At 57.9% G+C, this 3,362-nt stretch carries 3 protein-coding genes and 1 pseudogene; 3 read left to right on the top strand and 1 reads right to left on the bottom strand.

Going from position 1 to position 3,362, the window contains the following annotated elements:
• The coding region (locus AS026_RS23220) for a trypsin-like serine peptidase (protein WP_131815339.1) at positions 1-1,121 on the bottom strand (1,121 nt) is incomplete at its 3' end.
• Between the two features lie 370 nt (positions 1,122-1,491).
• On the opposite strand from AS026_RS23220, the gene AS026_RS43605 reads away from it, so the two are divergent.
• From AS026_RS43605 to AS026_RS43595, 3 genes and pseudogenes are all read left to right on the top strand, one after another.
• Complete coding sequence (locus tag AS026_RS43605; RefSeq protein ID WP_062371868.1) at positions 1,492-2,151, top strand: hypothetical protein; 660 nt, start codon at positions 1,492-1,494, stop codon at positions 2,149-2,151.
• A 53-nt stretch (positions 2,152-2,204) separates the two neighbouring features.
• Positions 2,205-2,846 (top strand): hypothetical protein, encoded by a 642-nt coding sequence (locus AS026_RS43600; protein ID WP_245307594.1) that lies wholly within the window; start codon positions 2,205-2,207, stop codon positions 2,844-2,846.
• 49 nt (positions 2,847-2,895) lie between these two features.
• Positions 2,896-3,362: pseudogene (locus AS026_RS43595) on the top strand (Dyp-type peroxidase); the annotation flags it as partial.

Raw genomic sequence — 3,362 nt, 5'->3', positions numbered from 1 at the left:
TCGGGAAGGTCGATCCGGGTGGTGAGAAAGAGTGGATCATAGCCGGTGACGCCGGCCCAACGCTTGAGCGCGAGAGGCTTTCGGTCCGCCTCGAGAAGAGCTTCGCCCTGGATGCCGCCTTGAGACAGGGACGGCAGCCCAAGCGAGGTATCAAGCCGGTCCAACACAAGGCCCGCCTGCGGCTGTTCAAAGCGCTGTCTTTCGAGCAGGCCAAAAATTGCACTAATGCGGACACCTTCATTGGCGATCCAGACAGTTTTGTTCTCAGGCCTTCCGGGCTTCTTCGGCTCAGGGACTGCCTTGTGGTGCAGGGCCAGGACCTGCCATTGGTCGTTCAGCACCGGGGCGCCGGATGAGCCCGGCTCCGTATCCGTCGAATAGTGGATGAAATGATCAAGGTTGACGTCGGGGGCCGCGTCCTGATCAAGAATAATGATCTGGCTTGCTCGTATAGCAATCTGTTTCGGCTCGCTGTTCGGGTGCTGGATGATCGTCACCCACTCGCCATCGATCGCCTTGCCGGAAAGCGGGATCAGCGGCAGCCGGCCATAACGGTCGATCGGTACGCCCTCATCCGACAATGGCGTGACCGCGACAAACGTGATGTCGAGCTCAGCGTTGGTGTAAAAGATCTCGTGCGGACGCAGATTGAACCTGACGCCTTCGCGAAGAACCCCATCGATATCGTGCTCATAACCGAATTCGGCTTCGCACTGACTGGCTTCGTCGGCATTGCCGAGCACATGATGGTTGGTCAGCAAAAGGCGTGGCCCCACCAGAAAACCGGTGCCATACCAGGCGCCGCCATCGCTCGGTACCTTGATCCGGCATACGGCCGCGGCCACCCGCCGGCCGCGATCGAGGAAATTTATCGACATCAGGTCGCTTTGGCCGATGATGCGCTCGAAACCGTTGGGATCGCTGCGCGGTGATTCAAGGAAGCTCTTGCGGGCGGAGAAACGGACGTCGGCTTCGGCGCGCGTCCGCCTCAGGTCGCGCTCTTCGGCCGGGACGTAATTGAATTCGGCAAGAGCGGCCTTTTCGACCTCAACGGAGAGCGCGGCCGATTGGGTGGCGACGATGTCGTTCTGGCCATCTGACGCCTCTGGTTCTTTCTCCATGCTGATCTCCGAAGTTAGAAACAGGTTTTTGGACGCGACTATGATGGTATACATTCGTCTTAGGCAGCGAAGCGACGAGCGAGCGCTCTGGAGTTCGCCAGCACTTGAACCACACTCACCTTAGGCGTGAAATCTGCGCTGCAGCAATGTCTTTTTCTTTACGCGGTCAATTTACTTCGCTCAATTTGGCAGCTTAATGAAAATACGCACTCCCTCAAGAACTTCCTATGGATTTTGCTTGAAGACCCACGAATAAAATGAAAGAGGTATTGCACGCCTAACGAGAGAGCTCGCTGTCAGCCTCGGGGGGATAGGCGGGAACATTGCAGCCGTGGGTAGCTTGAGTTCCAAGAGAGCTAGAGGGGTAAACATGACGCAGTCGCTTGTGACGAGTGCAATCCCATTCGCTGTCGAAAGAGCCGATGCCGTCGATGCGAAGCTCAAGCAGTTCCGTTCTGAGCTGTTTGGCAAGGAAGGGAAAATCCGGATCGCCCTGCGAGGCCAAGGCGTGCATTTCATGTCGATCACGGTGGTTCGTGGCGACATGGCAGAGCCGACCTATCTGGTGTTCGAAATGTCGGTCGACGGCGAGCCGCAACATGCCTTCGATACGGTCGGCATCAAGCTTGGATCTTTCGTCAGCGAAATCCTGTCGGTGGCGGGAATAAAAACGGCAGGTACGATCGGCCGTCTTCTCGCATCCCATCACATTCGCACCGGACAGGGTCTTTTCGATATTCCAGGGCTTGATTTCTGTGGCACACCAGGCATGTCCGTTGCGCGGGTCAAGCGCGAATATGCGCTTGCCCGTGAGCTCCGCACCTATTTTGATTCAAATTCACCCGCGGGCGCAGCACTGGAAACCGTTTTGCGGTCGTTAAAGCCAATACCGAGCTCGCGCCACTGCTCAACCCTGAGCCATTTCCCCGTCTTGCCGCTGAAGAGCCGTCAGGCGCAGATGTCAGCTTCATCTTGTCTCTTGTCTTGCAAGGGCTTACGAAATTCTTCTGGCCGGTTCTCCTGCTGCTAGCCCTTTTCGTCGTTGCCGCAACGATCGCAGCATCCCTCTCACAAGGCCTTACGGTGGGCGTGATCGCGTTCATCGTTTCAACGATTGTCGCAGCCGTCGCAATTCTTGCGATCGTCGCGAATGTCTATCTCGGCCTGCGGCGGCTCGAATCGGCCAACACGCCGGTCGACACCTTGGTCGACCCCGATGTGATGGCGTCGCTGACAGAAGCTGAAAATCTCAAGGATACCCAGCAAAACCACCTTGCCGGTATCTCGATCATGCAGGCCGGAGCGTTGCGCGGCTTGGCGCTCAGAATAGCGTTCTGGGTCATCGGCCAGATGGCGACTAAGCGCTTCCGTCCCGGGTTTCTCGGCGATATCAGCACGATCCACTATGCCCGTTGGCTGCGTTTGCCAAAGACCAACAAGCTTCTGTTTTTCTCGAATTACGGCGGCAGTTGGGAAAGCTATCTGGAGGACTTCATCACAAGGGCATCCAACGGTCTGACTGCGGTGTGGAGCAACACGGTCGGTTTCCCTCGTACCGAAAACCTGTTAGGGTGCGACAGACGGCGATCGTTTCAAGCGCTGGGCGCGCAGGCAACAGCAGCCGACGTGGTTCTGGTACAGCGCCTATCCGCATCTGACGACGGCGCGCATCCGCACCAATGCAGCGATCCGCCAGGGACTTGGAACGGTATCAACGGAAGATGAAGCGGCGGCGTGGCTCGGGCTGTTCGGCTCGAAGGTCAGGCCGGCGACGTTGATTGAAACCTTCGAGGTCCAGACGCTGCTATACGGCGGCTTGAGCAAACACCCTTATGCGAGATGTCTTGCGATCAAATTTTCCGACGACCCCAAACAGGCATGCGCCTGGCTAGAATCGATCGAGGACCAGATCACCTTCGGAGATCAACCCCCGGCCGACAAGGTGTTGATTTTCGCGCTGACGGCGGATGGCTTGAAACGCTTGGGCCTGCCTTCCGATGTCGGGGACTCCTTCCCGACCGCATTCCGCTTGGGGATGGGTTCGCCCGGCCGGGCCAACCTGCTTGCCGATACCGGCGATGACAAAGCCGGCACATGGCTGTGGGGCGGGCCGGAAAAAGCAATCGACGCGACGCTGCTGCTTTACGCAGATTCACAAACCACTCTTGTCTCATATGCCAGCGAGTTGAGCTCGGGCATCGATGCCGCCGGAGGAAAGGTGCTGCATCAGGTGACACCGAC

The organism is Rhizobium altiplani (assembly GCF_001542405.1).
Classification (GTDB): Bacteria; Pseudomonadota; Alphaproteobacteria; order Rhizobiales; family Rhizobiaceae; genus Rhizobium; species Rhizobium altiplani.
This window is presented reverse-complemented; position numbering and strand designations above follow the sequence as displayed.